The 26,264-nt window shown below is 67.4% G+C and carries 21 protein-coding genes; 17 read left to right on the forward strand and 4 right to left on the reverse strand.

The annotated features are described in order from the left end of the window. Positions 1–3: 3 nt before the first annotated feature. Both NV348_RS15785 and NV348_RS36500 read right to left on the reverse strand, forming a co-directional pair. Positions 4–822, reverse strand: a complete 819-nt coding sequence (locus tag NV348_RS15785) for an alpha/beta hydrolase family protein (protein WP_495885070.1) — start codon at positions 820–822, stop codon at positions 4–6. Further along, positions 765–1,181, reverse strand: coding sequence for a DUF8805 domain-containing protein (locus NV348_RS36500; protein ID WP_495885071.1), 417 nt, complete (start codon positions 1,179–1,181; stop codon positions 765–767). Before NV348_RS36500 ends, NV348_RS15785 begins: the two co-directional genes overlap by 58 nt. Here NV348_RS36500 and NV348_RS15790 point away from each other — a divergent pair. The 3 genes from NV348_RS15790 to NV348_RS15800 all read left to right on the forward strand — a co-directional run bounded on the left by NV348_RS15790 (position 1,110) and on the right by NV348_RS15800 (position 9,304). Continuing rightward, positions 1,110–1,952 (forward strand): TrmH family RNA methyltransferase, encoded by an 843-nt coding sequence (locus NV348_RS15790; RefSeq protein WP_280189650.1) that lies wholly within the window; start codon positions 1,110–1,112, stop codon positions 1,950–1,952. The genes NV348_RS36500 and NV348_RS15790 overlap by 72 nt on opposite strands. A gap of 120 nt (positions 1,953–2,072) precedes the next feature. Next, positions 2,073–3,047 (forward strand): TauD/TfdA family dioxygenase, encoded by a 975-nt coding sequence (locus NV348_RS15795; RefSeq protein WP_447147616.1) that lies wholly within the window; start codon positions 2,073–2,075, stop codon positions 3,045–3,047. After that, positions 3,044–9,304: a non-ribosomal peptide synthetase gene (locus tag NV348_RS15800; RefSeq protein ID WP_280189652.1), complete on the forward strand. Its 6,261-nt coding sequence runs from the start codon at positions 3,044–3,046 to the stop codon at positions 9,302–9,304. Before NV348_RS15795 ends, NV348_RS15800 begins: the two co-directional genes overlap by 4 nt. Positions 9,305–9,852: 548 nt before the next feature. Here the strand turns inward: NV348_RS15800 and NV348_RS15805 are convergent. Together NV348_RS15805 and NV348_RS15810 are read right to left on the reverse strand one after the other, a co-directional pair. Further along, entirely contained in the window at positions 9,853–10,923 is a 1,071-nt protein-coding gene (locus tag NV348_RS15805; protein ID WP_280189653.1) for a phosphotransferase, read from the reverse strand. 780 nt (positions 10,924–11,703) lie between these two features. Beyond that, complete coding sequence (locus NV348_RS15810; RefSeq protein ID WP_280189654.1) at positions 11,704–12,522, reverse strand: helix-turn-helix transcriptional regulator; 819 nt, start codon at positions 12,520–12,522, stop codon at positions 11,704–11,706. Between the two features lie 286 nt (positions 12,523–12,808). On the opposite strand from NV348_RS15810, the gene NV348_RS15815 reads away from it, so the two are divergent. The 14 genes from NV348_RS15815 to NV348_RS15880 all read left to right on the forward strand — a co-directional run bounded on the left by NV348_RS15815 (position 12,809) and on the right by NV348_RS15880 (position 26,262). Further along, positions 12,809–13,048: a hypothetical protein gene (locus NV348_RS15815; RefSeq protein ID WP_043738540.1), complete on the forward strand. Its 240-nt coding sequence runs from the start codon at positions 12,809–12,811 to the stop codon at positions 13,046–13,048. A gap of 274 nt (positions 13,049–13,322) precedes the next feature. After that, positions 13,323–14,135 (forward strand): hypothetical protein, encoded by an 813-nt coding sequence (locus NV348_RS15820; protein WP_280246575.1) that lies wholly within the window; start codon positions 13,323–13,325, stop codon positions 14,133–14,135. Continuing rightward, positions 14,132–15,358, forward strand: coding sequence for a cutinase family protein (locus NV348_RS15825; protein ID WP_280246576.1), 1,227 nt, complete (start codon positions 14,132–14,134; stop codon positions 15,356–15,358). The genes NV348_RS15820 and NV348_RS15825 overlap by 4 nt, the downstream gene beginning before the upstream one ends. Positions 15,359–15,360: 2 nt before the next feature. Continuing rightward, a complete protein-coding gene (locus NV348_RS15830; RefSeq protein WP_447147617.1) occupies positions 15,361–16,503 on the forward strand; it encodes a lipase family protein in 1,143 nt (380 codons plus the stop codon). A 68-nt stretch (positions 16,504–16,571) separates the two neighbouring features. Further along, positions 16,572–18,071 carry a cutinase family protein gene (locus NV348_RS15835; protein ID WP_447147618.1) on the forward strand — a complete coding sequence of 500 codons (1,500 nt, stop codon included), beginning with the start codon at positions 16,572–16,574 and terminating at the stop codon, positions 18,069–18,071. A 136-nt stretch (positions 18,072–18,207) separates the two neighbouring features. Further along, a complete protein-coding gene (locus NV348_RS15840) occupies positions 18,208–18,921 on the forward strand; it encodes a DUF8176 domain-containing protein (RefSeq protein ID WP_280246579.1) in 714 nt (237 codons plus the stop codon). Between the two features lie 2 nt (positions 18,922–18,923). Further along, positions 18,924–19,583 (forward strand): hypothetical protein, encoded by a 660-nt coding sequence (locus NV348_RS15845; RefSeq protein WP_280246580.1) that lies wholly within the window; start codon positions 18,924–18,926, stop codon positions 19,581–19,583. Next, complete coding sequence (locus NV348_RS15850; protein ID WP_280186298.1) at positions 19,580–19,879, forward strand: hypothetical protein; 300 nt, start codon at positions 19,580–19,582, stop codon at positions 19,877–19,879. The genes NV348_RS15845 and NV348_RS15850 overlap by 4 nt, the downstream gene beginning before the upstream one ends. Beyond that, on the forward strand, positions 19,879–20,175 hold the full coding sequence (locus NV348_RS15855) for a hypothetical protein (protein ID WP_280186299.1): 297 nt from the start codon (positions 19,879–19,881) through the stop codon (positions 20,173–20,175). Before NV348_RS15850 ends, NV348_RS15855 begins: the two co-directional genes overlap by 1 nt. Positions 20,176–20,180: 5 nt before the next feature. Continuing rightward, positions 20,181–20,849, forward strand: coding sequence for a DUF8175 domain-containg protein (locus tag NV348_RS15860; protein WP_280246581.1), 669 nt, complete (start codon positions 20,181–20,183; stop codon positions 20,847–20,849). Between the two features lie 16 nt (positions 20,850–20,865). Beyond that, positions 20,866–21,648, forward strand: coding sequence for a DUF8175 domain-containg protein (locus NV348_RS15865; protein WP_280246582.1), 783 nt, complete (start codon positions 20,866–20,868; stop codon positions 21,646–21,648). Beyond that, complete coding sequence (locus tag NV348_RS15870) at positions 21,645–23,093, forward strand: DUF2207 domain-containing protein (protein WP_280186302.1); 1,449 nt, start codon at positions 21,645–21,647, stop codon at positions 23,091–23,093. Before NV348_RS15865 ends, NV348_RS15870 begins: the two co-directional genes overlap by 4 nt. Beyond that, the gene (locus NV348_RS15875) at positions 23,090–24,562 is read left to right on the forward strand and encodes an SCO6880 family protein (RefSeq protein WP_280186303.1); all 1,473 of its coding nucleotides are present in this window, start codon (positions 23,090–23,092) and stop codon (positions 24,560–24,562) included. Before NV348_RS15870 ends, NV348_RS15875 begins: the two co-directional genes overlap by 4 nt. Beyond that, a complete protein-coding gene (locus tag NV348_RS15880; RefSeq protein ID WP_280246583.1) occupies positions 24,559–26,262 on the forward strand; it encodes a putative type IV secretion/conjugal transfer ATPase in 1,704 nt (567 codons plus the stop codon). Before NV348_RS15875 ends, NV348_RS15880 begins: the two co-directional genes overlap by 4 nt. Positions 26,263–26,264 lie beyond the last annotated feature (2 nt).

The following is a 26,264-nucleotide window of genomic DNA, read 5'->3' on the forward strand; positions in this document are numbered from 1 at the left end:
CACTCAGCCGATCACTCGAAGGAGAAACTCTGCAACCTCCGATTCATATCGCCGTGGATCGCTGTTCCATGATCGACCGTGCCCAGCCGCGGTGGTGACCGACGTGACCACGTCCGAGCGCTTCGCTGCGTAATCGAGCGCGACATGTGGCGGGACGAGGTCGTCGCGCGTGTCCACGAACATCAATACGGGCATCATGAGTGCGTTCAGATAGGTGATATGCGCGATTCGCTTCAGATCAGTTCGCGCCCTGATTCTCAGTAACCGCTCGCAACCACGCACGACCGCAGGAGGGACTGCACGAGTCGCCGCGTGCGCCTCCAGTGTCGCGCGCCAGTCCAGTAACGGAGAATCCAGGACCAGACCGCACACCGATTCGGCGACCTCGGGCCTCGTGCGGCGCAGGGCGGCGAGCGCCACGGTGGCTCCCATCGACCAGCAGTACAGGACAATTCGAGTCGCACCCGCGGCACGCGCGTACTCCAAGGCCGCCACGATATCCTGCCACTCGGTATCGCCGAGATGGCCACGGTGATCCGGCGACGCCGGCGCACCACGATCATTGCGATAGGTCACCACCAATGTGGTAGCGCCCACACCGGCCAATGTGGGCGCGATACGCAAGGCCTCACAACGGCTCGCCCCGCGTCCGTGTACGGCTATTATCCACCCGCCACCGGGCTGGGTAGGTGTGATGCGCCAGGCTGGGAACCCTCCGAGGGCGGCGGTGACGACGACAGGATCGAAAGGCAGTCCACGCGTGGTCAGTGGGTCACCGTCGTAGACATCTGTATCGATGTAGGCATACAGGCCCGCGCGCAAATCATGCCGGCTGTCACTCGCACGACCGATCTGCTGACCCGGTCTCCATCGACCACCACGTCGGGGCCAAGAACGGCATTTCCATCCGGCCACGTCAGACCCAGGGTGAGCGGTGCAATTGTGTCGGGATCTGTGCTGAGCACGACCCGCCCGGACGACACCTCGTGAACGATGACCGGAAAGGTGGTCGTAGAGTCGGGACGTAACAACTCCTCCGTCAAGCGCCAGGCCATCAGGGCGTTCCGTAATATCAAGTCATCCCTCTCCCACCCCGATGGACGGAGCCCATGACCGAGACGATCAGCAGCGCCGGAAATCCAGTAGTCAAGCGTATGCGACTGCTGGCCGACCGCAAGCATCGACGCAAGCAGGGCGCGTTCGTAGTCGAGGGTATCCAGCCCGTATGGCGGGCAGTCGAAGCGGGCTGGGCGATCGAGGTTCTGATCACCGCACCAGAGTTGATAACCAATCCCGCTGTCTCGCAGCTTATCACGGACCAGGAACGGCGGGGTACGAGGGTCGCCCGGCTCAGCCGAGAACTGTTCCTCCGCCTCAGCGAGCGAGACGGTCCGGCGGGCATCGCGGCGATCGTGGGGGCCCGGTCATACAAGCTGGACCAACTCTCCGTGACAGCGACATCGGTGTTCGCCGCACTCCACAGTGTGTCGAACCCGGGCAATCTCGGCACGGTGATCCGGACCGTCGACGCGGTGGGCGGGGCCGGCGTCGTGGTGATCGGCGACACCGCCGACGAGTTCGCTCCCGCCGCCGTCAAAGCGAGCATGGGCTCGGTGTTCGCGATCAGGGTCGCACGGGCCGCGACCGAAGAGGAGTTCTTCGACTGGGCGGCTCTGCACGACGTGTGTGTCGTGGCGACCTCGGGAGCCGCCGAGCACGACCACTGGCACGCTCCTTACCGAACGCCCCTTGCGGTGTTACTCGGCAACGAGGGCGAGGGACTTCCCCGGAGCGCTCTCGAACGGGCCGACCTTCAGGTTCGGATTCCCATGGTCGGCACAGCGGAATCCTTGAATCTTGCTGCCGCGGCGGCTATCACACTCTACGAGGCGCGCAGGAACGCGCCCGATCTCATGGAGGACGCCGGGCGAGCACGCGCTTCGTTGCGGTAACATCTACCGCTAGCGGCTGCGGAATGCCGCGAGTGATCAGAATACGGGGGGACAATGCCTTATCGAGACGGGCCTATTTCCGCGGGTCCGCGAATGGCCCGCCGATCTCGTGTCGACCGTGTGCCGGTCACGATCATCGATGCCTCTGGCCCACAACCGTCGCTCCCGACCGTCATCGAGTGCGATGGCGCCGAGATGCCCGCGCTGCCATGGCTACACGCGAATCGTGTTGTCGTGGAGAATTATTTGCACTCTTCGGGCGCAATTCTGTTGCGCGGGTTCCACATCGACACCGCGCAGTTCGAAACCATCATGGACCGACTCTACGGACCGCTGGTCGCCGAGCACGAACGATCTTCACCGCGGCATTCGGTTGCGCCCGGCGTCTTCACCTCGACCGACCACCCCGCCGATCAAACCATCTTCTTACACAACGAGATGTCGTATTCGGCCACCTGGCCGATGCGAATCGCCTTCTTGTGTGTGCGAGCGCCGGAGGTGGGCGGCCAGACACCGATCGCCGACACGCGACGGGTTCTACGCGCTATCCCGGCTGACGTCCGGTCACGCTTCATCGAGCGTGGCGTGATGTACGTCCGCAACTACGGAGACGGCTTCGGGCTGCCATGGCAGACAACTTTCGACACCGAGGATCGTGAGGTAGTCGAGCGGTTCTGCCGCGACAACGGCCTGATCGTGGAGTGGAAAGATCGTAACCGACTACGGACCCGCCGGATCGGCGCGGTTGTCGCCCGCCACCCGGTCACCGGGGCGACGGTGTGGTTCAATCACGCAACGTTCTTCCATGTCTCAACTCTGGCACCGGAACTGCGAGATGCTCTCGCCGCCGAAATGGCACCGGAGGACCTGCCCACCAACAGTTTCTACGCTGACGGTTCGCCGATAGAAGACGACATCCTCGAGACCGTGCGGGCGGCGTATCTCGACGCGTCCACGTCATTCGACTGGCAGGTCGGAGACGTTCTATTGCTGGACAACATGCTCACAGCCCACGGAAGATCACCGTTCCTCGGGGATCGAAAGATCGTTGTCACGATGGCCCGCCCTTTCACGACTACGTCGGCGCCGGCATGACCCACGGACAGTCGTTCAGGTTGTCTCCGCAGCAACGGCAGTTGCTGGATTCGGCTGAACCGGCCGAGCACGCCGCGCGCATTACCGAATGCGTCTTCGCCATCCAAGGGTCCGTGCGGACCGTTCGATGGTGGGAGGCGTTCGAGAAGGTGTGCTCTCGCTATGAGATCTTGCGCACGACAATCATTTACGACCCGGATAGCGGGTTGCCGGGCCAGGCGATCGCGGAATCCTTCACCGCCGATACCGCTGACGTTTCCGATACCGGCGATGTCACATCGTACGAGGTGGCCGCCGATCGGCTTCTCGCCGAGTCGCGCCCACAGCCAGGGCGGGCGGGCCTGTCCGCGCTTCGAGCGAGACTGCTGTCGAACAACGAGCGACACCTGTTTTATCTATCGGCACCAGCCGCATGCGCGGATCTGGATACCATGCTGCTGTTGTGTGAGCGAATCCGGGATATGTACCTCGACGCCGAGGACGACCCCGGTCAGGACCCACTGCAATACGCCGACCTGAGTGAGTGGCTCAACCGGATCTCTCTACAGGACCGGACCGACAATGAAACCGACTACTGGGTCTCGATCGCCCGGCGGTCGAGTTCGTCGCACCTGGCGTGGCGCGGCTGGGACTCGCCGACGCGCGGGACAGTCGCCCGGCGATCGACGCGGAAGGTGGCATTCGACGCTGACACCAATAGAGCTCTGGCCACAGCAGCCGTCCGGTGCGGCGCGACGCCTGCCGCTGTGTTGGCAGCGTGCTGGAGCGTGCTCGTCGGTCAGTTCGCTGAGAGTGATCAGCTGGTCATCGGTTTGGAGTGCTCGGGACGAAACCACCCCGACCTCATCGACGCGATAGGCCCATTGACCAGCGTAGTGCCCTTGCGAATCGATCTGGCGACGCGACAAGACTTCGGTGCTCTGATCGCCGACACCGCCGCGCGAATGCGCGAGGCGCACTCCGAGCAATTCCGGTTCTCCTGGCAGCAATTCGCGACACATCTCCGGAATTCGGGCCCGGAGAAGGTAGAGCGGTTCACCTCGGCGTTCGCTTACCGGTCGGTCCCGAACGCGCTCTCCGAGCATCGGCTTCGCGTCAGCTTGGTGGTGAGCGACGACGCCCTCGATCGGTACGGCTTGGCCCTGTCGTGTCTGCACCAAGGCGGCGAACACAGCGCCCGGATTCATTTCGACGCTTCTCGAATCGCTCCGGAGGTCGTGGCGCTGCTGCTGGAGCGGCTGTTGCGGATGACTTCTCGCGCGGCGACGTTGATCGACCAGCCGCTCAGCGCGATCGACGTGCTACCCACCACACAGAGTTCTCGAGTCATCGGGTTCGGGACCGGGGCACAGTCGCGGGCATCGATGGCCGCGTCGACAACCCTCGATCAACTGTTCTCCGATCAAGCGTCTCGCACCCCGGAGCGGTCCGCGGTCGTGTGCGGCGACCGCACGTCGACTTATCGTGAGCTGGACCTGCTCAGCGAGCGGTTGGCGCGCCGACTCATGAAGCGCGGCGTCGACATCGACACAGTCGTCGCGGTCCTTTTGCCTCCGTCGATCGACTTGATCGCCACGATCATCGCCATCTGGAAAGCCGGAGGCGCCTATCTCCCGCTCGCTCCGGATCTCCCGACCGAACGCATCCGTTATCAGCTCGACAACGCGCGAGCTCACTTGGCGGTGGTCGACTCCGCGTCGGCACGGTCGTTGCCTTGCCATGTCACACCGCTGTTCGTGGATGACCTATCACCCGATGGAACACCGTCGAAGCAATTGAGGGATTCGGTGACGGATCGGCGTGCCGCTTACGTGATCTACACATCCGGATCGACCGGGACACCCAAAGGCGTTGTCGTCGAGCACCGTGCCGTGATCTCGTTCTGGCACGCGATGCGCGCCGCGACCGAGAACTCCACTCCGTCGCACGCGCCGCGCCAGGTGGCGTTGAACGCGGCGATCTCGTTCGACGCTTCTGTGCAACAGCTGGTCACCCTACTGGGCGGCGATACGCTCCACCTGCTCACCGACGCCGTTCGCCGCGACGACCAGCAGATCGTTCGCTATGTCCGTGAACACCAAATCGATGTCCTCAACGCCACGCCGACTCATCTCGACACGATGATTCGTGCGGGCCTGCTCGAACCGGGCCGACATCACCCGGCTCAGATCCTTGTCGCCGGCGAATTGCTGCCGTCTCGGCTGTGGCCGCCGTTGGCCGACGCCGATGCGAGCACGGCCTACAACATCTATGGACCCACCGAGTGCACCGTGAACGCCACCGCTACCCCGATCGAAGTCGGCTTGCCGTTCGATACCATCGGCAAACCGCTTCCCGGCTACCAGGTGATCCTCGTCGATGCTCATCTGCGTCCGGTTCCGGTCGGGGTCCCCGGCGAAATCATGATCTCCGGCGAAGCGGTGGCTCGCGGTTATGTAGGGGCCGCAGGGCTGACCGCGCGCAGGTTCGTCGCCAATCGGTTCGGCCTGCCCGGGCAGCGAGCCTACCTAACCGGCGATCTCGGGCGTTGGCGAGCCGACGGTCATCTCGAATTCCTCGGCAGGCGGGATGATCAGATCAAACTTCGCGGGTTCCGCATCGAGCTCGACGAGGTGACGCAAACGGTACGCTCACACACGTCGGTCCGAGACGCCGCCACGGTGCTGCAGAATGGCGAGCATGACGCTCGTCTCGTCGCCTACTATGTTCCCGAGCCGGGCACGACACCGACCGTCGACGCGCTGCGTACGCATGTTCGGACGCGTCTCCCAGAATTCATGACACCCGCGCACTTCGTCGGCTTGACGGCATTGCCGGTGAACTCGAGCGGCAAACTCGACCGCCGCGCGCTGCCCCCCGTGGTCTATGAAAAGCCGGGCGAGCGGTACGCACCGCCGGTGACGGCCGTCCAAGAGGCCATCGCCACCGCGTGGGAGAGCGCTCTCGGTATCGACCGGGCAGGGATCGATGACAGCTTCTTCGAAATGGGAGGCGATTCCATCCGCGGAATCCGCGTACGGGCTCGCGCGGCGGAACTCGGCGTAGATTTCGCTGTCCAGGACCTTTTCGAGCACCAGACCATTCGAGCACTGAGCGCGGCCGTCAGCGAGGGCACTGCACTCACGGGCGATCCGACGACATCGAATCTCGACCATCCCCGAATCCAGGCGCCTTCCGATGTCATCGACTATCACCCTCTGACCGCGACTCAGGCCGCGATGCTCTTCCAGAGCGAGTACCGACGAGCGTGGGCCCCGTTCACCAATGTTCGGACCATGCATCTCCGCGGGCGCGTCGACATAAATCGAGTAGAGTCCGCGGTGGCGGAATTGATCGCAGCCCACCCCGCTCTCAGAAGCGCTTTCGAGCTGATCGCGTACGACGAGCCGATGCAACTGGTCCACGCGACGGCCACACCGTCGCTGCGTGTGGAGGACATACGCGCTCTGCCTCCTGAGAACCAAACTTTACTCATAAATGAGTTCGTCGCCGCCGAACGCGCGAAGAACTTCGATTGGCGGGTCCCACCGCTGATGCGATTCGCGATTCATCACCGCAGCGACGACTCGTTCCAGCTCACCGTCACCATGCACGAGGTGATCGTCGACGGATGGAGTGTCGCCACGGTACTGGTGGACCTGTTCCGCCGCTATGTAGGCGACGATGTGCGCAGCCCCACCGCTCTGTTTCGCGACCACGTCGGACGCGAGCGACGGGCTCTCGCCGACCGAACGCATCAGGACTTCTGGTCGGGATACCTGGATGGCTGTGTCCCCGCCGCGCTGGCCGGCGGCGTCGACAGTGACGAGCACCATGTCCTGGTCGTAGAACTGTCCGAGGAACTCGCGGGACGACTTCGCGCACTGGCGCGAGCCGCCTCGGTACCTCTCAAATCCGTCCTCTTGGCCGCGCATATATGGGTGGTGGCTACCGCCGCCGGTAGCTCGGAGGCCGTTACCGGCGTCGTGACCAACGGGCGGCCGGAAATCATCGACGGCGACCGTGTAGTGGGTCAGTTCCTTAACACACTGCCCATGCGTTGTTCCGCACGTCATAAGATGAGCTGGCACGAATACGTCCGTACCACATTCGCGACAGAACAAAAGATCTGGCGATATCGCCGCTACCCGGCCATCCAAGCATTTCGACAAGGAAATGGCCGCGCGCTGTTCGACACCGCCTTCAATTTTACGCATTTCCATATCTACGACGCAATCGACGGCTTCGAATCAATCGATGACGACTTCTTCGAGCGAACCGACTTGGCATTGCTCGCCGACTTCAGTGTCGACCAGCGAAGCGCCGCGATCAACCTCGTGCTCAATACGACCGGCCTGACCCGGCAGCAGGCGGAACAGATCGCCGGCGAGTATCAGTCCACACTCGAAATGATGGCGACCACCCCCGACGATCCAGTACGACGAAGTCGTGCGGACTACCGAGACCCAGCCGAATTCATTGATCGCACCGACAATCCGGAGCCGTCGGTCTCGTTCGTGGAATTGTTCCGCGCGCAAGCGGAGCGGACGCCAGACGCTGTCGCGGTCTCGGCGCGCGGCGAAGCGCTCAGTTACGCGGCCGTACGCGACGAGGCCGACCGTATAGCGAGAACACTCATTCGACGCGGACTGGGACCGGAGGCCGTGGTGGCCGTGGCCGCGCCACGGAGCACCGATATCCTCGTAGCTCTGATCGGGGTGCTCACTGCGGGCGCCGCCTACCTGCCCCTGGATACCGAGACGCCACAATCTCACAACGCGCGGATCGTAGCACTGTGCGAACCGAACTTTCTGCTCCGCACTCGAGACCTCGGTCTTCCCGTGGACATACCCTCAGCCGATATAGCCACCCTTCGCCGCTCCCAGCAATCCGGCGACAACCCCGCGCCGAGGACACACCCGACGAATATCGCTTACGTCATACCGACATCCGGCTCGGGTGGAATGCCCAAAGCCGTCGCGGTAACGCACGCCGCGATGATCAACCATCTACTCGCGAAAAAGCGTGAACTCGACCTCGCGCCCGACGACGTCGTGGCGTTCCTCGCCAAACCTACTTTCGACATTTCGATATGGCAGATGCTCGCGCCGCTCCTGGCGGGCTCCCGTGTCGTGATACCGACCTCGAACGCTCCTGAGTGTCTGCTACCCGTATTGGCCTCTTCCCGAGCCACCGTCGCACAAGTCACGCCGAGTCAGCTTCATGTCGCTCTCGACTCGAAACCCGACCTGCCCACACTGCGCCAGCTGATCAGCACGGGTGAGGAGCTCTCACCCGCTCTGGCCGCGCGCTGGGTTCGCAGATTTCCGAATATCCAGCTGATCAATGGTTACGGTCCAACCGAATGCGCGGACAATGTCACCCACCATCGCGTGCGAGGCCACGGTGACCGCCCCGTTCCACTGGGCACCCCGATCGACCGGATCGCCATCCACGTTCTCGATCACATGCTCCAACCAGTGCGGGTGGGCAACGTCGGACAGCTCGCCATCGCGGGTCCGGCACTCGCACGCGGCTACTTCGGCTCGCCCTCCGACACCGCGAGCGCCTTTGTCGCCGATCCCAGGCGTACCGGTGCCCGGATGTACCTGACCGGCGACCTGGTTCAGACATCTCACGATGGATCGATCGTTTTCATCGGACGCACAGACCGTGAGCTGAAGGTGAACGGCATCCGATTCCATCCGGGTCAAGTCGAGTCTGTTCTGCATGAGCATCCCGACGTCAACCGTGCGGTGGTCACCACCACACGCGGCCCGGGCCGTCGGCGCACTGTCGCACACGTAGTCGTCGATGGCCATCGCACACATAGTCGGGATATGGCGCGAGACATCCGCGCCCATGTGGGGAAGCGACTTCCGATCGTGTTTGTTCCGAATCACGTCGTCTTTGTCGAAAAAATTCCCATGAACGAACACGGAAAACTGGATATCGCTTCGCTACCGCTCCCTGCCGCAGCCGACCACGCTCGTACTCCGCCCGCCACCGAATCCGAGCGAGCGTTGCTGCGCTTATGGCATCAAACGGTCGGAGATGAACCGATCGGTGTGACTGCAGATATGTTTCAAGCGGGGCTCGACTCTGTTTACGCGATGCGGTTCGTGGTGGCCGCACGAGAACGCCTGGGACTGCATATCGACCTGGATGCGCTGTTCGCGACACCGACGCTCGCGGAACTGGCCGCTCGCGTATCGCTCACCGAATCGACTTCTGCGGCCGCCGCACACACCGACGACTTACCCCAACCCGGAGAGTAGTTTCGCGGCAAGTACAATTCTCCGAGCCGGACGCCGATCCTACCTACCGCAAAAGGCGTATTAAAGGTTTATATTTTGCCACGATCCCCGAGGCCGCAGATATCATTGATGAATTCCTCCCGACTGCAAATTTCGACGACTTCAAGCGCATCTGACACGGCGGGTGTTGATTCCGAAGCCGGGTGTGAAAGAGCGACGGCCGCTGTCGATTCCCGCTGTTCGGGACCGGGTTGTTCAGTCGGCGTGCAAGATCGTGCTCGAGCCGATCTTCGAGGCCGATTTCCTGCCGTGTTCGTTCGGGTTCCGTCCGAAACACACACCCGCCGAGCGCCGGACCTGCGCGACTTGCCGACCACTATCCAGCTTCCTTGGAAGTGATAGGGAACGGGCAACATGAGGGACGGTCCGATCGCCGCATAGCGGCGAAGGGTCTCGTGCCCGCGCGGTCCCAGCGGTTCCACGGTGGCGGGCTGCCCCTGCGCGACGCGGCTGGCACCGACGAATCTGATCGGCCCACCCCGCAATTCAACGGGTCGGGAGGACGGCATTCAGCGCGTGTGTAGGGCGGCCCCGACCTGGTCACGCTCGGGTGCCGGACGGTCCCACAACGGTGCGGCCTCGGTGAGTCGGCGGGTCAGGCCGTCGACGAGCGCCTGTTCGTCTGCGGGGCTGCGACCACCCGCAGCGATAACCTTGGCGTAGCGGACCGAATCGATGACAGCGGCTTTGATCCTCTCGCCGGCGAGGTAGCGGTCCAGGTCCTCGGACCAGCCTGGGTGCGCGGCCTCGGGTTCGGCGGCGGCCCACGCGGTGAGGAACACCTGCTGTTCGTGGGGGAGGTAGGTCATTTTCGCCACGTGGATCGCGACATCGGCCAACGGGTCACCGTAGAGGGCCAGTTCCCAGTCCAGGAACACCGTCCTGCCCTCGCGGATCATCATGTTCTTGCGATGGACATCGCAATGGATCAGCCGGAACGGGCGCGCACGCAGCGATTCGGCGGCACCCGACAGGGGCGCAAACGGATCCTCGGGGATGCCCAGACGCCGGAACAGCGCGGTGAAGTCCGGGCGGTGGCTGTCGTGCAGGCGGCGGATGTTGTCCCACAACCGATTCGCGAAGCGGCACGGATCGTCGTCGAGTTCGTCTGCCGGAGAGGGCAGCTGGTCGATGGGAATCGTGCAGAGCTGCCCGAACAGGGCTGCGACGTCGCCCGGGACGTGCTCGGGGACGGCGGTGCCGCGCGGTGCGATCGCATCGAGTTGGTGGCCGTGGATGTATTCCTGGATCTGGTATCGCGGCTGGCCACAGGAACTGTAGAGCCGTGGGGCCGCAGCGACGTGGGCGGCGATCGCGGCCAGGATCTGCGGTTCGGGCCATTGGGTCACATCCATGACGTCCGCGTGTTCGAGCGGTATACGGACATTCACCGCATCGCTGGCGACATCGACTCGGATATTGCGGTTGTAGAACCCAGCCGGCGCGTTCGAGCTGCGCAGAGCCTGGCGGTGTAACTCGGCGGCGGCCACACCCAGGACAGGGAGCGTGTCCCCACCGGATGGGATATGGTGCGCGAGAACAGACGTGGGCGGCGAATCCGGATGCGGCGCAGCTGCCATGCACACGATCGTAGAGCTCGCAGTCGCTGCGGCGGTACACATATCGCCGGTCACTGGCGCGCTGAGCCCGCCCGAACATGGCCACTCCGCTGAAACTCGCAAATCAGCAGTGACTTCGGTCATCGGTCCTGGGGTGGGATGTATCGGCGGTGGCGGGTTCGTTTGGTCGGCCGGGGCGGGTTTGGCCGAGCTCGGTCGGTTGGCTGTGGTGGAGGTTGGCGTTTGGCGGGGCGGGACGATGGGCTGCGGGAGGCTTCGATCGCGGCGTTGATGTCGCTGGCCGTGAGGAACCAGGTGCGGCCAGCTTTGTGGCCGGGGAAGCGTCCGCTCTTGAGTCGTTGGATATACCAGCGTTCGGACTTTCCGAGTGCGCGAGCACCGACGGAGACCGGATAAGTCTGCTCGTGAGTTCCGGCGGTGAGGGGTGGGTGCGGACCGGATGCGGGGGTGCGAGGGTTTTCACTCATGGTCAGATCCTGTGCTCAGTAATGGATCTCGAAGTGCGGTTTGGGAGAAATCGACGTCGAGATGTCGATTCGACACGCATATTCCAGCAATTTTTCGACGGCTGTGGAGACGACGAGTTCCTTGCGGGCCGCTTCATGGCGGCAGGTTTCAGATACATCACGGTGCCCCGAGGTTGCCGATGGAGGGGCATCGACAGCCTCGGGCGGGCAACATGTCGGCGTGCGGTAACGCTGAGCTTGATCAACATGACCCGGTGGTCGGCTGAACTCTGAGTGATATCTTCGGCGTGTCGTAGCGCGTGTCGAAAGTTTTCTATCCGTCGGCTTCTCGGTTCGTGGTCGAGTCGGGGGAGGGTTTGGGCGAGAGGATGAGCAGCAGGACGGACTCGGACTGGTTGGAGATGGTCAGGCTGTAGGCGACCGGCTGGCCGGTGACGGGATGGATGGTGTGCATCAGCGCACTGGGGTCACGCCCGTAGGCGGCGCGGACGCCATCGCTCCACGATTTCCGGAACTCGATGTTAGGGCCCAGGTGTCGGAAGACCACTCGGACCTGCTCGGTGTGGCGATAGCGGCCGGTCATGGCACGAATGGAGGCTGCCGCGTAGTCGAGTTCGAAAGGCCGGTCGGTCAGGATCGGTTTGGTGTTGTCGCTGAACATCCACACCGGGACCGACCCGGTGCGCTCGAGTCCTGGTGTCGCCTCGCGGAACAAATCGTTGCAGGCCAGCACGTTCCATATCGGGTCGATGTAGGCGGCGAGGTCGCCTCGGGCGTTCAGGTCGCGGAGATGGGCGATGAGCAGGTCGTTGGCGGTGACCGACCTGGCCAGAACCGCAGTGGGTTCGAGGTCGAGCGCTGCCACTCCTAATTCGCGCACGTGGCGGGCGAGGGCGGAATCGAGTCGGTAGCCGGCGATGATCAGCTCCAGCAGTTCTGGGCTGGGGTTTCGGCGGCCTCGTTCGATATCGGTGAGGTAGCTTCGACTGATTCTGAGCATGGCCGCGGCGTAGTCGCGGGTGTAACCGCGTTCGTCACGGATTCGGCGGACGGTGTTGCCGAGAGTGGGGACACGCGGTGGTAGTGCGTGTCGGGATCCGGGTGATCGGCGTAGTTCGGGATCACGGGTCATGGGAGTGGAATCCCCCTCCTCGAAAGTCTTCCACGGCAGGATGGGCAGAGGTTATGGTGATCGGTTGGCCCCCAGGTGATGTTTCGTTCCTACCAGAGCGGGTACCGCCCGGCAAGCGTTTAGATGATCACATCATCCAAACCAGTAGCTCCGAGGATGCGAGCGCCGAGGATGGTCGTCTCGATGGACAGCGTTGTGGCGGAGCGACTTCGGTGGAAATTCCAGGTATTGCAGCTTGCATACATTCCGCAGCAAATCTGCTGATCAAGTAGTGAATAGCAAATGTATGCAAGTTGCGGTACCGCAAACTGCATACCTGAAAACCCTGGATTTCCAGCAGTTCCGGGCGTTTGGTTGGAAGCGCGAGGTCGACACCGATCCCGCCGAGAATCCGAAAGACGCTGAGAGGAACGCGATCGTGGATCCCTTCGTAATTCTGGGCTACATCAACGCCGGGCTGTCGGTGCTGTCGAGCGGCCTGAACGTCGCAGCACAGGCACTCAGCCTGATCCTGCCCTTCATCTGACCGAGATGACCTGAGAAGCGGTCTCCCACAGCGGATCCCCCGCTGTGGGAGACGCCGCCCAATTCCTAGGCCGCACTCTCGCGCGGCAATTCCACTCCCCGTATCGCTCACCCTCACTGGGAAGGCTTATTTCGTCATGCCCTCATCCGGGAATTCACCGCTCCATCGCACGTCGGCCGACCACCACGCGACGCATACGCCTGGTAATCGCGCCGCACGCCGAGCCCGGCACACACCGCGCACCACACACGTAGCCCGCGTCACCCTCTGTGCGGTGGTCCCGGTCGCGGTCCTTCTCGCGACAGCCGGGACTGCGCAGGCCGCCGAGCCGCTCACCGCGATCGCCGACCAGCCCGGCGTCACCAGCCCCGGTCAGCCCGGAACCACCGCGCCGCCACCGCCGCCCGCGCCGGAGCCGTCCCCCGAACCGGCGCCGCCGCCGGAGTCCGCGCCGGCACCGCCGGTGTACTACGCCCAGCCGCCGGAGGTGCGCAACGCGCCGACGCGCCCGGCGCCGTCGGTGGACGAGCCGGTGGAGCCGATCCGCATCGAGGACCTGCATCTTCCGGAGCCGGTGGAGCCGGTCGCGCCGGTCGAGGTCCCCGACGATGTGATCCGGTTCGGCCAGTGGGAGACCGCGCGTCCCGGCTGGCTGGATCCGCAGTGCGCGGACGCGATCAATGATTTCTCCGCGGGCGTGGAGGCGCAGCTGGCGACCGCGCTGGACTCGATCGGCATCCCGGCCGGGCGCTCGGATCGGGTGTCGGGTGCGACGCTGGCCGGTGCCGGGATCGGCGGCGCGGTCGGTGCGGTCGCGGTCGGTGCGCCCGCAGCGGTCGCCGGTGCGGTCGCCGGGGGCCTGATCGGGGGCACGGTCGGCGGGATCGCGGGCGCCGCCCTGGGCACGATCGTGCCGGTCCCGGTCATCGGCGAGGTGACTTCCGGTGTCGCCGGTACCGCACTTGGTGCGGCGGCCGGTGCCGTCGCCGGGGCGGTCGTGGCCGGTGTCCCCGTCGCCGCTGTCGGCGCGGTCGCCGCCGGAACCGTCGGCGCGGGCTTTGGTGCCGGAGTCGGAGTCGGCCAGTGACCACGACGACCTCGAACGTCCGCCGACTGGCCGCTGCCGTGGCGATCGCCGCCACCGCGTCCGGTCTGACGCTGGCCTCGGCGCCCGCCTCGGCGGTGCCGATCGGCCCCGGGTGCCCGGCACTGTACGTGCTGGGTGTGCAGGGCACGGGCCAGTCGTCCCCGACGGCGGACCCGCTCGCCGACACCGGGGTGGTGGGCGCGCTCATCGCTCCGGTGCTGTCGGCCGCCCCCGGCCTGGTGCAGCGCTCCTATATCCCCTACGGTGCCGGTTTCGGCGGTGCCGTTCCCGGCGGAGGCCCGGATCCCTACGCGGTGTCGGTGACCGACGCCCGCCGCCAGCTCGACGCCGCCGCGGTCCAGATCGTGGATACCTGCCCGGACACCTTGATCGCCGGAATCGGATACTCCCAAGGCGCACAAGCTGTCTCGGATTTCGCCGCCGACATCGGCGCGGGCCTGGGCCCGATCGGTGCGGACCGGATCGCCGGTGTCGCGCTGTATGCCAACCCCGATCGCGCGCCCGGCGCCCCGGTTTTGCCGGGCCGGCCTGGACAGGTGGTGCCCGATCCCGCGCCGGGCACCAGCGGTGTCGCGGTCTCGCAGGTCGCGATCACCAACCCCGCGGCCGGTGGCGGCGGGATCGCGGGCGCGGTCGGTTACGGCGAGCTGACCGGCCGTGTCGCCGATATCTGTACCGACGGCGACCTGGCCTGCTCGGCCCCCGAGCGCGCTGCGCTCCTGCGGGTCGGCGCCGAGATCGCGGCCCAGGCCGACCTGCGACACCCGATCGCCGCGCTGGGCACCCTCAGCGGCCTCTTGCAGGCCGCGCTCGGCGATGCGTGGAATACGGTGCTGCTCAACGACTTCTACGTCGACGGCGGGGATGTCGACTACCGGCCGCAGCAGGGGCTGGCCGATCGGCTCGTCGAGGCCGCCGACCCGCGCACCCCGACACCGGACGGACAGGCGGCGGCGGCCCGCTGGGGTGAGATCACGGCCACGGTCGCCTCGAATCCCTTTGTGCTGCTACCGAAGCTGGCCGGACAGCTGTCGGCGGCGTGGGGGCAGTTGGTCGCCGACAACGCCGACTTGGTGAATCCGGCGGTGCTGCTGCGCTACGTCGACACCATCGCCCGCCATAACGGCTACGCCACCGGCGGCCAACTCGCTTCCGGGGTGGCGTGGATGGTCGCCCTGGCCCACGACCTCGCGGGACGGTGACCATGACCACCTTCGGCATCGACGACACCGTGGACGAGTTCTACGTACCGGACTCCGACGACTTCACCCAGCCCGCAGGTGCGCTGCTACGAGCACGCGAGGTCGAGGTCCCGGTGTTAGCAGGAGCGGGACGCGCGTGGCAGGTGGTGTACTCGACCCGCACCGCGTTCCACGCCCCACTGCCGGCGTCGGGGCTGGTGGTGGCTCCCGAGCAGGCCGTCGCCGGTGACGGGTCGATACTGCTGTACTGCCCGCGGTTCCAGGGACTGGGAGGGCGCATCGCCCCATCTCAGCGCCTGGACCAGACGGCCCTCGCGGATGTGGCCGCGGATATGGCGATGGCGTTGGCGCGGGGCTGGGTCGTCGGGGTGCCCGACGGCCAGGGCGTGGGCATGAGCGGTCTGGGCGCGCACCCGTTCCTGTCCGGTGCCGCCGCCGCGCACACCGTGCTCGACCTGGGCCGGGCCATCACCAGCTCGACCGATTTCGGCGCATCCGGCCCGTGTGCGATCTGGGGGTACGGCGACGGCGGGCGGGCCGCGGTGCTGGCCGCCGAAACCCACCCCGACTACGCCCCCGAACTCGACCTGCGCGGCGTCGCCGCCGGCGCGGTCGTCGGCAACCTGCGAGCCTTGGTCGCCGGCCTGGACGCCGGACCGTGGGCCGGACTGGTCTTCGCGGGGATGGTCGGACTGGCTCGCGCCTACAGCCATCTGCCCGTCACCCACCTGCTCACCGAGGAGGGACGGCGTGGCCTCGCGCACGCCCAGACGCTGACCGTCGATGAACTGATCGAGACCTACCGGCACATTCCACTCGGCACGTGGTGCGAACGCCGCGAACCCTGGAACGACCCGATGTGGCGTTACGTGCTGGCCGCAGAATCCGCCGCCTATCGCGCCCCCCGGGCGCCGGTGCACCTCTACCACGGCACCGAGGACGCGCTGGTCCCGATCGCGCTGAGTCGCGCCCTGTTCGCCGAATACCGGGCTCTCGGGGCGGATCTGAGCTGGCGCGAATACAACACCGGCCACGCCCGCACCGCCGCCGTCGGGGCACGCGAAGCGCTGACGCGGCTGAACAGCTTCCTGCTGCGCCACCGGCCACCCTCTGCGGCCACCATCTCGCAACCACCCGCCACCTGAATCGTGTCTGCCCGCCCCGGCCCCCTCGCCACGGGGCGGGCAGGCACCCCCTATCGAGGTGAAATCTCATGCACAGCAACCGCATACGCCCCCGCCACCTACTCCGTAGCGCCGTGATCGCGTTGATCATCGGCACTACCACCGTCAACGTCACCGTGACGGCATCAGCCGAGCCCGGCGCGGCCGTGGACGGCCCGTGCCCGGTGCTGTACGTGCTCGGTGTGCAAGGCGGCGAGGAAGGTGATGTCGCCTCCGGCAGCGACACCGGCGCGTTGGGACAGGTATTCGGACCGCTGACAGCTGCGGTGGGACAGGCCGTGCAGCGCGCCTACATCCCCTTCGGGCACAGCGGCGACGGGAGTTCACTGGCCTACGACGACGCGGTCACCGCAGCGACCGACCAGCTCGAGCAGGCCGCGGCGGCCGTGGAAACCCGCTGCCCGGACACCCGTCTCGCGGTTGCGGGATACGCCCACGGCGCCGCGGCGGCGGACCGCTTCGCCACTCGGGTCGGCGCGGGCAGCAGCACGGTCGACGCGGACCGGGTGGCAGCGGTCGCGCTGCTGGCCAATCCCGCCCGCCAACTCGGCACACCCGTGTTGCCCGGCCGTCCGCAAGCGCACACCCCCTCGGCCGCGCCGGGCACCGGCGGAGCCCATGTCTCGACGATCACGCTGCTCAACTCGGCGCTGACCGGAGCCGGGATCACCGCCACGACCACCGCCCCGACCGGTTACGGAACACTGACCGGGCGGGTGGCGGATCTGTGTGTCGGCGGCGACGCCACCTGCGACACCGCACCCGGCAGTCCGCTGGCGACGACGGTGGCCAACATCGCGGCGCGCTCAGACCTGCGGGATCCGATCGCGGCGATCTCCACCATCGCCACCGCCTTGTCCACGACGGTGTTCACCACCGCGGTCGGCGTCGTCAACGACGACCTGTCCGGCACCAGCCTGGACCAACTGTCCTACGACCCCGCCAAAACCCTCGGACAGCGCCTGGCCGAAGCCTCCGACCCGGCCACCACACCACCGAGCCAGGCCGACGCGCTCTCGGCGCTGTTCAAACTCGGCACGATCGGGCTCAACGCCGCGATCTCGGTCGCCCGAACGGTGATCACTCCGGCGACGGTGGCCGAGCTGGCGACCGTCGGCATGGCTGACCCGCTGGCCGCGGTCGGGATTCTCGGCACGAAACTCGCCGCCGCGGTGGTGCAACTCGTGCCACCCCAGACCGCCAGCCGGTGGGTCAACGACGCCTTCGACGCGATCACCAGCACCGTCACCGCCCCCGATCAGCTCTACACCCTGGCCGGGTCCGCCCAGTACAGCGACACCACCGGCCGCCACGGCTCCTACGACAGCGTGCCCGCGACCGGCACCGGCGAATCCGCGCTGCGCGCGGTGTCGGCCTGGTTCACCGCCGTTGCCCGCGACCTGGCGACCGCCCCGACCACACCGACGACGGCGACCTCGACGACGAGAACGCCCTCGGCCACCGCGCCCTCCCGGCCGAATTCCCTCCCACCGGTGTCCACGAGCTCCGTGGCTCCGTCGAGCCGGTGAACCACCCCAGACCCCTTCGGGCGGAAGCCGGATTCAGCGGACGCTACCCCTTCGGTCTGCTGATCCTCCCCGGAACTTCCGCCCGGAGGGCCCACCCCGACCCCGACACCGACCACCGAAGGAGGTGACACCGACAATGGCGGACACCGAGCTCGACTCCCCACACGGGGCCGGGTGGCTCGAGAAATCGACACCCGCGGCCCTGCAAGCCGTTGCGCCCGATACGGGAACCGCCGACGGTGACGATCACGCGTGGCGGTGGCTGGATCGGCCTGCCGAGGAGCCACCACAACCCCGCAACCGCCGGACCGCCCGGCCCACAGCGCGACTGGGGCGGATAGGCATCGCGCTGGGGACGGCACTGGTCGCTGTCGTCGTCCTCGTCGCTGTCGTAATCCGTTGGGGCAGCCACGAACCCGACACCAGTGGGGTGGCGCCCACCGCCCTGGCCACGCCGCCAACCACGACCGCGGTCCTCGCCGCGGCGTGCACCGGGTTGAGCGGTGACGTGGTCTCCGACACCGCCGGTGACCCTCGCACGATGGCCGGGGTGATCGCGGCCTTCGAGCACGCCTACTACCAGCGCCGCGACGCCGAGGCCGCGCTGCGGCTGGTCGCACCCGAGGCCGGTCTGGTCCCCGAGGCCCTGGCCGCGGGTATCGCCTCGATCCCCACCGGGAGCACGCACTGCGTGGCGATCACCGCGGTCGCCGAGACGACCGCCGAAGTGCACCTGGTCCAGCGGCATCCCGATGGCAGCCGCATCGACTACCTGCAATTGATCAACGTCCGCGCCGGCACCCCGAACAGCGGCGATCTGGTGATCTCCAACATCCAGAAGCAAGGGTGAGGATGACTGCCGCGCACCGCCGCGCCGACACCACGCGACCGCCCGGGCCGGCGCGGCTGAACCCGGACACCATCGCCGTGCCAGACCCGCAGCACCGTGCCCCGGTGCGTGAACAGCCCTTGGCGATCACCGGCGCGCACCCGCCGCTGTTCGCGGTTCTCGGCGCGCACGGAGGCGCTGGTGCCTCCACCCTGGCGCGCTGGTGGGCACCGGCCGCGGACACCGGCGCGGCCTGGCCCGCCTGCCCGCACACCACCCAACGCGTGCTCGTGGCCGCGCGCCTGTGCACACCCGGTCTGACCGCGGCAGCCGATCGACTGCGGGAATGGCACGCCGGCCTGGCACCGACCGGAGTCGAGGTGATCGGTCTGGTGCTGACCCCGATACGGCCCGGCAAGGTCCCGGCGGTGGTGCGCCGCTACCGGGCACTGGTCACCGACCTGGTCACCGACGTCTACGACATCGGCTGGCACGACCAGCTCCTCGAGATCGAACTCGGCGAGCTGGCCGAATTCACCCCGTTCGACCTACCACCGCCCCGTCGCGCCGGGTTGCGCCACGCCGTTCCCGCCGATGTGCATCGCGCCGGAACCCAGATCATCACCCGCTTGTCCGCGACCCACATATCGGTTGCGGCACATCCTGATTCGGAGACGACATGACCATCGTCGCATTGGCTACCGACGTGGCCTCGACCGTGCTGGCCCAGGAAATCAAGATCACGCCCACGACCCCGCCGGGCTCGAAGCAGATCATCAACCTGGTCAACTATCTGGCCTGGCTGGTGAGCCTGGCCGGGATCGCCGCCCTGATCTACGCGGGCGGGAAATTCGGGTGGGAACGCTGGCACGGCGGCAGCGTCGAATCCCCGAAGATCATCGCCGCCGCGATGGCCGGAGGCATCCTGGCCACCAGCGCCGGACCCATCATGAACGCCGTCGTCACCGGAGGCTCCTGATGGCCTCCAACAACTCGAACTCCCTGCTCGCGCATCAGGATTGGAATCCGCTGGCGGCCTCACCGCCGGGCAGCACGATCCTGCCGAGGCAGGTACTCGAACCGCTGGCCCAGCTGCTGGGGTATCTGGCCTGGTGCGTGCTGCTGTTGTGCATCGCGCGAGCGATCTGGGTGGGCGGGCTGCTCGCGATCCGCACCTACCGCGAGGAAAGCGTCGAAGGGCTGCTCGGCGCCCTGCTCGGCGCGGCCCTGCTCGGCACCGCCAGCTCCCTGGCCCTGGCCGTCATTCCGCGGTGACCACCATGCCCACGACACCGACACCCCCGCATCCCGACCGACTCCCGCGCTGGGCCGCGACCGCCGTCCTGGCTTTCATCGGCCTCCTGGCCGCCGCCGCTCTACTCGCCTGCGGCACCGACGCCACCGAACCCACACGCGCCCCGGCCGCCGCGAGCGACACCCTCACCCCGCCGACCGGGCTGCGATGGCAGCCCTTCCAAGGCGTCGACCTGCCCGTCACCGACCAAGGCCCCCACCGTATCGACGGTGCCGTCGCCGCCGGGTTCGACCACTCACCCGCAGGTGCCGCCGTCGCCGCGACGCAGGCGACGGTGCGGGCCTCGATCGCCACCGACACCCAATGGCCCCAGGTCGGCGCGCACATGCTCGCCCCCGGTGCGGGCCGTGACGGCTGGGCAGTGGCGCGCGCGCAGATCTCGATCACCGCCCCCGTCGCCGAGGGCGCCCCGCGCCTGCTCGGCTACATCGTCACCCGCTACAGCCCTGAGGCCGCCGACGTCGAGATCTACAGCCTGCACCCGGACAACTCGGTGACCCGCAACCGCGCCGCCGTGCTGTGGCAATACGAGGACTGGCGCCTGGACCTGCCCGCCCCTGCCGTCGCCGCCCCGCCGGCGGTCACCGTCACCACCGAGCCGCCCCCCGACCTCGTCGTCTTCCTGCCGCGTTGAAAGCGAGCTGCCCCGCATGCGAATTCCTCGACTGCTGATCATCGTCTTCGCCGCCATCGTCGTGGTGGTGATCGTCGTGTTCGTCGTGACCATCACCCGCGACGACGGCCCCTCTCAATCCGGCAGTACGACAACACGTCCGGCGCTTTCCTCCTCCGAGACCCGGCCCACGGGACCGACCGCGGACCTGTTCGGCAACCGGCTCGAGATTCCCGCGAGCGAGGCCGGGACCGCACTCGCGCAGGATCGCACCCGGCGGGCCGACCCCGGACAGCCGGACTACCTGATGCACGCGCCTGCGGGCCTGCGCTGGCAACGGGGATGGGGCGGTGCGGCGCTGCCGGTCTCGACCGGCGACGGCCCGACCACGATCGCCGAGGGCATCGCCTCGGGTTTCGCGCACACCCCTCAAGGCGCCGGGCTCGCCGCCGCTGACGCGCTCGCCCGCGCGCTCGCAGCCCCCGAACCCACCTGGCAGCAGGTCCTCGCGTTGCGCTATCACGGCGGCGGACAGGCGCTGATCGACCGGTTCGCGCGCTCGCGGGCGCGCACTCCCGACGCGGCCCGCTACGTGACCGTGCCCGACGGCGTGCGCATCGCGCCCGGCTACAGCCCCGACTACGCGGTCGTCGAATTCGCGACCCGCGACGGGCTCGGCTACCGGATCGCGCGCTGGCCGATGGTGTGGCTCGACGGCGACTGGCGCGTCGCGGTCCCCACCGAGATCGAAACCCTCTGGGGACCAGGGTCCTTCGTCGACTCGATGACCGGATTCGGTAGCTGGAAGGCCACCTCATGAACGACAGCCTCGTATTGGCGGCCCCGGCCGGCGGTGCCCGTGAGCAGCTGCCGGTGCCCGGCGTCTGCGATATGCCCCTCGGGCCCCAGCAGGTGTGCGACCAGGTCGGTGAGGTCGCGACCCAGGCGGCGGGCTCGGCCTGGGAGGACATGGTCGATTTCCTGATGTCGGGTTTCGCCCGTGGGGTGCGTTTCGTGATGGCCTGGTGGACCGACCTGCCGTCGCCGGTGCTGACCGGTCCCGGCGGTCAACCGGGCGCGGCTCTGACCGCGGTGCGCGACTTCAGCGGCGGGCTCCAGGTCGTGTTCCTCACCGCCGGGATCATGTTCGCCGCCGCGCGGTTGGCGTTGGCCAAACGCGGTGGATTGGCCGGAGAAGCACAGGAGAGCTTCCTGATGCTGGTGCGCGCCTCCTTCACCTCGATGGCGTTCGCGGTGCTGGTCACCACCGGTACCCGCGCGGGCGATGCCTTCTCGGAGTGGGTGATCTTCACCTCCAGCCATGGGGACTGGATGCGCGCGGTCGACCGGCTCACCGAATTCGACAAGGAAACCAACGCCGGGCTCGGCACCGGGATCCTGTTCGTGGTCGGGCTTCTCGGACTCATCAGCACCCTGATCCAGCTGGTCATGCTGGTGATCCGGCAAGCCCTGTTGATCCTGGTCGTGGCGGTGATCCCACTGGCCGCCGCGGCGTCGGGCACCGGACCGGGATCGCAGTCCTACAAGAAACTGTTGTCCTGGTCGCTGGCGTTCGTGCTCTACAAACCCGTCGGGGCACTCGTCTACAGCATCGCCTTCACCGTGATGGGGGATGAGAAGCAGACCGATCCGCAGCAGGTGCTGCTCGGGTTGATCCTGCTGGTGATGAGCGTGATCGTGCTCCCGGCCCTGGTCCGCCTGGTCGCCCCCGCGGTGTCCACCCTCGGCGGGGGCGGCGGCGCGACCGCGGTGCTGGCCGGTGGCGCGGCCGGTGTCGCGATGGGCTCGACCGGAGACCGCGGCAGCGCCCGCAAGGTCAGCGAAGGCGAGAACGCGCCCAGCGGCTCCGGCTCCGGCGACGCCTCCGGTGGTGGCGGCGGTGGTGGTGGCGGTGGTGGGGGAGGGGGCCGACCACTGGGCGGCGGTTCGGGCAGCGACTCCGGGACCGCTTCGGAAGCGAGCGCCGGCACCGGGGGATCGAGCGGATCCGGCGCAGGATCCACAGCCCGGTCGACCCCGCCGAACGCGAACCTGTCCTCCGGAGCGGGAGCGGAGTCCGGGGGTGCTGCTGGTGGTAGTGGGGCCGCGGCCGGTGCCGGTGCGGCCGGTGCGGCGGTGATGGCCGCGCAGCAGATCAAAGCCGCGGGCGAGCAGGGAGTCGCCGCGGTCGAGGCGCAGACCCGCGACGCTGCCGACGGGGGCTGGAATCCCGATTCGCTGACCCCGGCGGAGGTGCGGCGATGACTGCGCGGATGTACGGACGGTGGGAACGCCCTCGCAGCGCAGGCTTCTTCGGCCTGACGTGGGGTGTGTCGATGGTGGGGCTCGGGCTGGTGATCACGATTATGGCCGGGTTCCTGATCTCGCGCTCACTCAGCGTCGCCGCCGTCCTGGTGGTCGTGGCCGCGGCGGTGTTCGCACCTTTGGCGGTCACGATCAACGGCCGCACCGGCTGGGAACTTGCGCTGCTGCGCGTCCAGTTCGCCACCGCCCGCGCCCGCGGTGAACACCTCTACCGGGCCGGGCGCTTCGCCCGCATCCCTGGCATCGCGAAACTGCCCGGTCTGCTGGCGGATTCGAGCCTGTCGGAGTACGAGACGGCGGGCGGGCGCCGGTTCGCGATGCTGCACATCCGCCGCAGCGACCACTACACGGCGGTGCTGCGGGTCGTCCCGCGCGGCAAGGAACTGGTGGATCAACCCCAGATCGATGCCTGGGTCGAAGGATTCGGGCATTTCCTGGCGACCCAGAGCCGCGGCGGAGAGGTCGTGGCGGTCACCGCGGTGCTCGACAACGTCGTCGAGACTCGGCTGCGCCAGGCCCGCGAGGTCACCCGGCTGGTGCGTGAGCAGGCCCCGGAGTTCGCGCAGGCGGTGATGCGCGAAGCCGCTGCCGACCTCGGCGGCGTCGGGGTGCGGATCGAGGCGCGGATCGCGATCACCTACCGCGCCATCGGCAAGGGCCGCGTGCGCCGCGACGACGCCGAGCAGGCCCGCGAGATCGGCCAACGCCTGCAAGGAGTGCTGTCTCAGCTCGCCCGTGCCGGACTGCCCGCCACCCCGCTCCAGGCATGGGAAGTCCTGGCGCTGGTGCGCACCCGCTACGACCTGGCCTCCCAACGTGACGTCGAAGCCGCCGGCGCGTCACTGCTGGAAACCCAGTCCTGGGATTCGGTCGGCCCGATCGCCCACGTCGATCGCTGGGATCACTACGTCCACGACGGCGCTCGCTCGATCACCTGGGAGATGGACGCCGCCCCTCGCGGCGCGGTCATGGAAACCGTGCTCGAGGAACTGCTGCGCCCTCGCGCGGACGTGCCCCGCAAACGTGTGGCTCTGGTGTACCGAGTGCACTCGGCCGCCGAAGCCACCTCGCTCGTGGATTCGGACTTCCGTGACGCGATCGCCGCCGAGCAGACCGAACGCGGCATCGCCTCCGCCTCGGCGCGCATCCGAGTTGGCAACACCCAAGCCGCCCGCGAAGAACAAGCGCGCGGTGCGGGCCTGACCCGGTTCGGGGCGCTGGTCACGGTCACCGATCACCTCGACGGGGACCTGCCCGGTATCGAGGCATCGGTCAAGGCGATGAGCGCGGCGTCGCGGCTGTCGGTGCGCCGCTGCTACGGCTCTCAAGCCGCGAGCTTCGCCGCCAGCCTGGGGATCGGGTTGATCCTGCCCGAGCACTCCTCGATCTCCAAGCGGGTCAGCGCATGACCGGCAACAGCAACCACCGTGATCGGCGGCGCAGCGAGACCGTCGCGGGGGTGCGGGTGCTCACCGCGACCGCGCGGGCGGCGACCGAAGCCGCTGCCGCCCGGCCCGGGCTGCGCGGTTGGTGGGCGAGGCTGGCGATATCGAGCGATGATCATCGCCGGGCCACCGCCGCCCGCCGCACCGAGAACGCCGGTGCCGGAGATGGCTTCGACCGATCACTGGCACAGCTCACCGACCGCGGATACCGCGGGCCGGGCGGCGGCCGAGCTGCCGTCGTGCCGACGACACCGGAATGGCGGGCCACCACCGTCCAGGTCGCCGGGCTGTGGCCGTTCTCGGTCGGCGCCAGCGCTCCCACGGTCGGCACCCCGGTCGGCTCGCATTACATCACCGGTGCTCCGGTCCACTTCGACCCGATGTCGTGGTTCCTGAAAGGCTTTATCACCGCGCCTATCGCGTTTGTGTTGGCGCTCAACGGATTCGGGAAATCGTCGCTGATCCGGCGGATGGTCACCGGGGCGGTCGCGGCGGGGGAGACCGTGCTGTGCATGGGCGACACGAAGCCGGACTACCGCGACCTCGTTGAGCGTCTGGGTGGACAGGTCGTCGACGTCGGGTACGGGCACGGCACCCTCAATCCCCTCGACGTCGGCGCGTTGGGGGCGATCGTGGACCGGCTCACCGACGCCGACCAGCGCCGCCAGGTCACCGCGCGGGTGGAAGCCGGACAGGTCAATATCGTCGCCGGCCTGATCGAACTCGTGCGCGGCTCGCGTGTCGCCGACTACGAAGAAGTCCTCATCGCCGCCGGGCTGCGCGAACTCTATAGCCCCGCACACGATTTCACCCACGAACGGCCACCGCTACTCGAGAACCTACTCGAGGTGATCTCCACCGGCGGCGAACAGATGATGCGCTTCGCCGAAGAGGACGACGAAGCCAGCTACCGCGCCTCCACCAAGACCCTGCGTCGTTCCCTGCGCGCCCTGGTGGAGGGGCCGTTCGGGGCGATCTTCAACGGCCCCACCACCACGCAGCTGGACCTGGCGAGCCCGGCGGTGTGCGTGGACGTCTCGCGCATTCCCGAGGGTGACACCAAACTGCTGGCCGCGGTGCTGATGGTGTGCTGGAGCGAGGGCTTCGGCGCCGTCGCTGCCGCGCACGCCCTCTCCGATGCCGGACTCGCCCCGCCGCGCACCTTCGAAGTGGTGATGGACGAGATCTGGCGCGTGCTCGGGGTCGGGGAATTCATGGTCGACCGCGTCGACGCCCTGACGCGGCTGAACAGGACTTTGGGCACCGGGCTGATCATGTGCAGCCACACCATCAAAGACCTCGCCGCCTTCGATTCCGCTGCGGCACAAGCCAAAGCGCTCGGGTTCTTCGAACGCGCCCGCGCGAAGATCATCGGCCCGGTCGGCCCGGAAGAGATCGACCGCATCCGCGCCGCCGTCGGCATCACCGACACCGAGAAACTCCTCGTCACCTCCTGGGCCGCGCCACGCCCACCTACCGACGACGACCTCGACCACGGACAGCGCGAAACACCGCCCGGCACAGGATGTTTCCTTCTCAAGACCGGTGAAGCGGCCGAGCCGGGTGTGGCCTTCCGCATGACCTTCACCCCGACCGAACGGGCGAGCCAGGTCCACAACACGAATCAACGTTTCGATCTGGACAGCGAGGCGACGAGGCGATGACC

It is taken from the genome of Nocardia fodinahabitans (assembly GCF_052983615.1).